The following is a 6,778-nucleotide window of genomic DNA, read 5'->3' as shown; positions in this document are numbered from 1 at the left end:
GCCGTTTGCTGTTGCCGTCTGCTATTGCTGCTATCCGATCCAGGCCGGCATTACGGAACGTCCATCCCCGTACTCGCCGTACAGATCTCGGGCGACTCCTGCGCATCCAGACGGATCGTCGGGGCCGGGCGCCACGTCGGCGGCGTTTGTGCGAGGGTGGGAACGATGCTGCAGCACGTCCAGATAGTCCGTGCCCAACAAGCGCAGCGACTCCTCTGCGCTCGCGATGATGTGTACGGTCAATCTGTCGTCGTGCGTGATGCGGTGCGCCGAACAACTCCTCCAACCGATAGCCGCCGTAGATCGGCGTGATCGAAACTCGTGACGCCGGGATCGACAGAGCCCTCGATCCATGCCAGATAAAGAATGCATAATGTCCGCTTTAGAGGTATCGTTATTACTCTGCTGGCCCGATATCCCAGACGAGCCGGATAGCCTCACTGCCTGCCTTTAGCTGGTATCCACTATGGGTGCTCCGCTCGCCGGGCCACGCGTATACGATACGCCCGTCGGTGTGATGTGGGGCACAGGTGCGCAGATCACCGCCGCCGACGACGCGGTCCTGAGGATCATCGGATTTACGCAAAACGAACTCGCCGAAGGACGCATCGATTGGCACGTGCTGACTCCGCCAGAGTTCCTGCATTTGGATGAGGCCGGCATGCGTCAAGCCGCGGCCAGCGGCGGCTTCACCGTGCCTTATCAGAAAGAGTTCTTTCGGAAGGATGGTTCGCGCGTGCCCGTACTGCTGGTATGCGCGTTCTTACCCGATCAGACGGACCACTGGATGGCCTATGCGGTTGATCTCTCGTCGCAGAAACCAAGCCCGGCCCCGCGGCTGACATCTCCGCCGCAGCCGATCTCGTCGGCGTCAGATGAGTTCTACCGACGGCTGGTCGGGGAGCTGGTGAATGAACGTAGCCGGCTGCGCGCCGTCCTCGACAATACCCCGACGCCGATCTGGGCCGTCGACCGCTCGCATCGACTCCTGAGTGCCAACCAGCAGTTCAACGTGCTCGTCGAGCAAGTCACCGGACGGCGTCCGGAAATAGGCGACATCGTGACCGATGTGAATACGGATCCCGAGCGACGCGCGCTCTGGCAATCGTGGTACGACCGTGCCTTGCAAGGCCAGACAGTGCACGGCGCGACTCGCTCCACGATCGAAGGACGCGTTTCCTCCCGTGATCATATCCTCTGTCCGATGTTCGACCAGGCAGGCGAGGTCTACGGCGTGTCGGTCGTGTCGCACGATGTAACCGAGCGCATCGTCGGTGAAGAAGCACTGCGCGTGAGTGAGTCGCGCTTTCGTACACTCGCCTCGGCCTCGTCGCTCGGCATTTTTCTGGCCGATGCGCACGGTAGTTACCTCTACGTGAATGCCAGACTCGCGTCGATACTCGGAAATTCCGCCCAGGAGTTGTGCACCGGCGGCATACTGATGCGTGTGCATCCCGACGAGCGCGATCGGGTGTCCGACGAACTCGAAAGTGCAACGCAAGCGTGCGCGGACCTCGAAACGGCGTTCCGAATCCGACGCGACGGTATCGAGGAGGACCGCGCGCTTCGCCTCTGGCTGTCGGCCGTCATCGAGCGCGATCGCTGCACCGGATTCGTCGGCACCGTGGAAGACGAAACGGAGCGGCTCATGTCGGCCGCGCAGGCCAAACAGAGTGAGCGCATGGAGTCGTTGGGCGCACTCGCCGGTGGCATCGCGCACGACTTCAACAACATGCTTGCCGTGGTCGTGGCGAATGTCGATCTCGCACTGGGAGAGCCCGACCTGCCAAAGGCTGTGGCTCAAGAGCTCGAGTCGATCAGCATCGCCAGTTTTCGCGCCAGAGAACTCGTCAGACGGATCCTCACCTTCAGTCGGCAAGCAGAAACGGAACACGGCGCAATCGACCTGACCGCGCTCGCGGCGGAAAGCATCCGTCTGCTGCGCTCCACCATGTCCACACGCGTGCAGCTGAAGGTCGCGCTCCCCGAGGAGCCGGTCATCATTTCCGGGAACGCCAGCGAACTCCAACAGGTGCTCGTCAATCTCTGCGTGAACGCTGAACACGCGGTGCGTTCCGCCACGATGCCGGCCATTGCGGTAACGCTGCACACCGACCGTGATACACACGGCAGCGCCATCGCGGTACTCACCGTGCAGGACAACGGCATCGGCATGTCGGCTGACACGGCGCGGCGCATCTTCGAGCCCTTCTTCACCACCAGGAAGGTTGGCGAAGGCAGCGGGATGGGATTGGCCGTCGTGCACGGTGCGGTGCTGGCCCATGGCGGCAGCATTGCCGTCGACACTGCGCCGGGAAACGGCACGTCGTTCCGTATCGAACTCTCACTCGCCGCGCAGGAACCGGCGGCGAGTCCACCCGAATCATCGAACATCACGACGGCGGGGGGCACGTTGCTGGTAGTGGATGACGAGCCGGCACTCGCGCAGGCACTCACCAAGGCACTGCAGCGGCGCGGCTACACCGTGTTCACGAGTCATGACGGACGCGACGCGCTGCGCCAGCTCGACGAGGGCATCGTACGTCCCGATCTCATTCTCTCCGACGTAGCGATGCCGAACATGTCTGGCGATCGCCTCGCCGAGGAACTACGCGTCCGCTACCCTGCGATTCCCGTCGTACTCATGACCGGTTTCAGTCGCGACGCGAGCCCGGATGGTCCGCGCGGCACGAACGTGGTCGAAGTGGTACAAAAGCCGATGTCCACCAACACCATCGTCGAGATTATCGCTCGCACGCTTGCCCGCTGAGGGTCAGGTAGGCGCGGTCATCTCGTCTTCGCCGCGGTACACACACCCCGAGGTGCACGTTTCCCGCACGACGATCCGACTGAGTCCGGTCAGCGTGGGCACGAGACGTCGCCAGATCCAGCGCGCGATCACTTCGCTGGTGGGATTCTCGAGACCGGCGATGTCGTTGAGGTAGTAGTGATCGAGCTCGTCGATGATCGGCTTCACCACCGCCTTCAGGTCGGCGAAGTCCATGACCCATCCCTCATGGGCCGACAGCGGCCCCTGTACGTGGACGGTCACTTCGAAGGAATGCCCATGCAGCCGCGCGCACTGGTGCCCCGGTGGCACGTTCGGCAACCGGTGTGCAGCTTCAAAGGTGAATGTCTTGTAGATCTCCATCAGCGCCTCCGCTGTCCGAATCGTAGCACGCTTCCTGCTCGAAGCAACTCACGCCATGCCGGAGCCTGTCCTCATGCCCGCTCGTGCCTCTCGTTTCGTTGCCGGTGCTCTCGCCACGGTGTGTGCGCTGTCGTTGCTCGCCTCGTCTCACGACGCCGGTGCACAGAGCGCGAAATCGGCCGCGCTGCGCCGCACGCTCGATAGTCTTTCGGCGGCGCATCGTGGGGTGGTCGGCTACAGCATTACGAACCTGGAGACCGGCGAGCATCTCGAGCAGCGCGGTAATGAGACCTTCTCCACCGCATCTCTGATCAAGGTACCGATTCTGGTCGCGCTGTTCGATCTGGCCGAGCAGAAGCTGCTCACGCTCGACGATCCGATCGTGCTCACCGAGATCGACAAAGTCGGCGGCGCGGGGCAGCTGCAGAATCTTCGCACGCCGCTCACGCTGCGACTCTGGGACGTAGCCTATCTCATGAGCACGTTGAGCGACAACACCGCCACGAATCTCGTGCTCGATCGCATCAAGATCCGGCGCGTATGGCAGAAGATGGAAGCGCTCGGTCTCGCGCACACGAAGGTGCACAGTGGATCGATGACCCGCATTGCCAGCGTCGCCCCAGACAGCTCCGCCAAGTACGGACTGGGGGTGACGACGCCGAATGAGATGGCGCAGCTGTTCGTGCTGTTGGCGCAAGGCAAGGCCGTGAGTCCGGTGGCCGACTCGACCATGTTGCGCATTCTCGCAGACAATCAGGACGACTCCAAGCTCGCGCGATTCACCTACGGCACGAGACTGGCGCACAAGAGCGGTGACGTGGACGCGTCACGCACCGACTGCGGAGTGTTCTCGCTGCCGGCGCGAGTCGTGGCCTGCGTGTTGACCAAGGAGAACGCCGATACACGCTACTGGTTGGACTCTGAGGGGAACGCGGTGATCGGCCGGATCGGCGAAGCGATCGTGACGGCGTGGAAGTAGGCGCTACTCGAGCAGCAGCAGCGTCTGCCCGCCTTCGTGTACCACACGCATGACCTGATCCCGTCCTTCAGTATTCGAAATGGTGTGCACGGACTGGCAGTCGAGGAGGCGGTGGGTGAGATGCTCACCCTGCAGACTCGATGCGCCGAACATCAGCGCGATACTGCGATCGTGTTTGTCGTACGTCGCGCCGACCAGCGGCATACCATGCCCCAGCGACTGCGCGCCAAGATCATCGCGATCCATCTCGATACTGCAGGCGCGTCCCGCGTTGCGCGTAGTGAACGCATTCAGCTCCGCATCAAGCACGTCGACGGCGTAGCTGCGGGTCTGTTGCGTCGCGTTGGCATTGGCGCGGGCGGCTGCGATGGTGCGTGCGCGGCCCGGTACGCACAACACCGAGCACGGCGCCGAACGCACCAGCTCCGCGGTCACACTGCCCAGCACCATGCGACGCAAGAAGCCGTATCCGTGCGTGGCCGTCACCACGAGATCGGCGTTGATCGCGTCGAGGTACTCGACGAGACGGTCTGATGGATTCCCGTGCAGCGCCACGATCTCCAACGCGAAGCCGTGCGGCTCGAGGTGCTCTGTCAGCAGAGCGAACCCCTTCGCTGCTTCCTTCTTGTACCCCTCGGCATACGCTTTATGTCGTGCATCGGCGTCACCGATATCCAGGCCTACGTGAACGAGCCGTACGGTGGCCCCAGGTGCGATCATCGTGACCGCAACCTGCGCCGCGTACAGACTGAACACGCTGAAGTCGGTGGCAATGACCACGTTCTTCGGCACTGCATCCACACCGGGCTCGACAGCCAGCACCGGCGTATCCCCAAGCTGTAGCAGACGGAGCACCGACTCCCCGCCGAACGTGCGGCCAAGTGCGGTGTGCCGACCGCGACCGATCACGATCACGCGCGCTTCGACACTGCACGCATCTTCGACGATCTCATGCAGCGGCTCACCCACGCGTACGCGCACGGGCCACGACGTCGCCGATGGAACGGTGCGCGCCATCTGCCTTTCGATCATCGACTGGCGTCCTTCTATGAGAGAAGGATCAGCCGCCATCGTATACGGTACGGTATCAAACCCGTACATCGGCATCGTATTTGAGCGCAGAGCACTCACCACCTGTACCGGTGCGTTCAGCAACGGGGCGAGCAGGAGCGCCATGGGGAACGCCGCATCGGAGGACGGCGACGTGTCGGTGGCCACAAGAATGGGACCCGATGGGGCGACGGTGGGTTCGAAGCTATTCAGTATGTCTGTCGCTCGACGAATGTTCGGCGCTTTGGTCGGCATGGTCGGCTCGGGAAGGAAGATATTGAGGAAACGAGCAGTGTGACGGGGCTGAGCTTGCACGATCAGGTCGCGCACATCGTGGGCCGGCCCCGGCGCTACAACCGTGATGTGATTCTCGACACAGCGCACGCCGTCGAGAAAACGCACGGCGCATTCCGCGGCGGCGCGTTGGTAGTAGTACGCGGTGTGTCCGTCGAGCACGACGGTGCCGTTGGTGACAGCTGTCACAATTTGACCCTTCGGCACATTGAGCGCATCACGCAGCGCGATTGCGCAGGCAGCGAGCAACTCATGATCCTCGCGCGGCATACATCTCCTCTCGGCGAGGGCCTGCAGTTCCGCCTCGACGCCATTTTCGAAGACGGTGCGCTGCACAGGATGCGGCGTCGATCCGGTCGGCGACAGCGGCGGAAAGGGACGTGCGCCGAGCTCTTTCGGCATTGAGGTGGACATCGTGTACTCCTTCAGGACTTCGAGGGAATGGAACGGTAGCCGGGGATTTTGTGATCGCTTACTCTGGGTCTCAGTGCAGCAAGTCGTGCTCGAGGGCAATGCGGACATAATCACTGCGATGATGCACACCGAGCTTCTCGTGAATCCGATGGCGGTAGGTATCCACCGTTTTAACCGTGATGCCCAACTGATCGGCCACTTCCGGTCCACTGAAGCCGAAAGCAATGCGCTCGAGCACGGTTCGCTCACGCGTACTCAGCACATCGAGCCGCGAACCTCCCGGTGCTGGCGTCGAGTGCAATGGTGTGCGCAGCGCACTGGACAGCGTCTTCGCGGTTGTCGGCAACACATAGCTCATACCGTTGGCCACCATTCCGATGGCTTCGATGAGTTCCGCGGCCGATGCACTCCATGGCAGATAGCCGAAGGCGCCGGCTCGAAACGCTTCCAGCACTATATCAGGACGTTGTTCGCCATTCAGCACGATCACGTGTGGCCCGAGTGGCAGCGTCGCGAGCGAAGTGATCTGTCGATTGACCACGTCGCAATCTTTCTCGGCGGACAGCAGAACGACCTGCGGCGCGCTGTGCGTCACCTCGTTGACGAATTGTTCGAGATCACACGAATCACCGACCAGATGAATTCGTGGATCACGAGCAAGAAGTGCTGTCAGCGCCTGTCTCATGAGCTGATTACGGTCGAGGACAGCCACACGAATTGGTTCGCCGGAGAACCGAACGCCACGCCGAGGCGTGGAGTTACGGAGCAGCGCGGCGGTCAGTGCGGCGGGGGATTCCACCGGAAAGACGCGTGCCGAAGGTGATCGCTTCGAGCCGTTCAGTGTTCTCGCTTGCATATCCACCTCCTGCGCGCAATTCTGCGGCCAATTG

At 62.3% G+C, this 6,778-nt stretch carries 5 protein-coding genes; 2 read left to right on the top strand and 3 right to left on the bottom strand.

Annotation, left to right across the window (positions count from 1 at the left end; all coding sequences use genetic code 11):
* The first annotated feature begins 466 nt into the window (after positions 1–466).
* Positions 467–2,770: a PAS domain S-box protein gene (locus ACESNG_RS07320; RefSeq protein ID WP_373061080.1), complete on the top strand. Its 2,304-nt coding sequence runs from the start codon at positions 467–469 to the stop codon at positions 2,768–2,770.
* A 3-nt stretch (positions 2,771–2,773) separates the two neighbouring features.
* On the opposite strand, the gene queD is transcribed toward ACESNG_RS07320, so the two are convergent.
* The gene (gene queD, locus ACESNG_RS07315; protein ID WP_373061079.1) at positions 2,774–3,151 is read right to left on the bottom strand and encodes a 6-carboxytetrahydropterin synthase QueD; all 378 of its coding nucleotides are present in this window, start codon (positions 3,149–3,151) and stop codon (positions 2,774–2,776) included.
* A 55-nt stretch (positions 3,152–3,206) separates the two neighbouring features.
* Between queD and ACESNG_RS07310 the strand changes: the two genes are divergently transcribed.
* Positions 3,207–4,130 carry a serine hydrolase gene (locus ACESNG_RS07310; protein WP_373068401.1) on the top strand — a complete coding sequence of 308 codons (924 nt, stop codon included), beginning with the start codon at positions 3,207–3,209 and terminating at the stop codon, positions 4,128–4,130.
* Positions 4,131–4,133: 3 nt separating this feature from the next.
* Here the strand turns inward: ACESNG_RS07310 and ACESNG_RS07305 are convergent, their stop codons facing one another.
* Positions 4,134–5,888, bottom strand: a complete 1,755-nt coding sequence (locus ACESNG_RS07305) for a universal stress protein (protein WP_373068399.1) — start codon at positions 5,886–5,888, stop codon at positions 4,134–4,136.
* Positions 5,889–5,958: 70 nt separating this feature from the next.
* Entirely contained in the window at positions 5,959–6,573 is a 615-nt protein-coding gene (locus ACESNG_RS07300) for a LuxR C-terminal-related transcriptional regulator (protein WP_373068397.1), read from the bottom strand.
* Between the last annotated feature and the right edge of the window lie 205 nt (positions 6,574–6,778).

The sequence above is a fragment of the Gemmatimonas sp. genome, from assembly GCF_041689975.1.
GTDB lineage: Bacteria > Gemmatimonadota > Gemmatimonadetes > Gemmatimonadales > Gemmatimonadaceae > Gemmatimonas.
The sequence above is the reverse complement of the archived record's forward strand: the minus strand, read 5'-3'. Positions and strand labels throughout refer to the sequence as shown.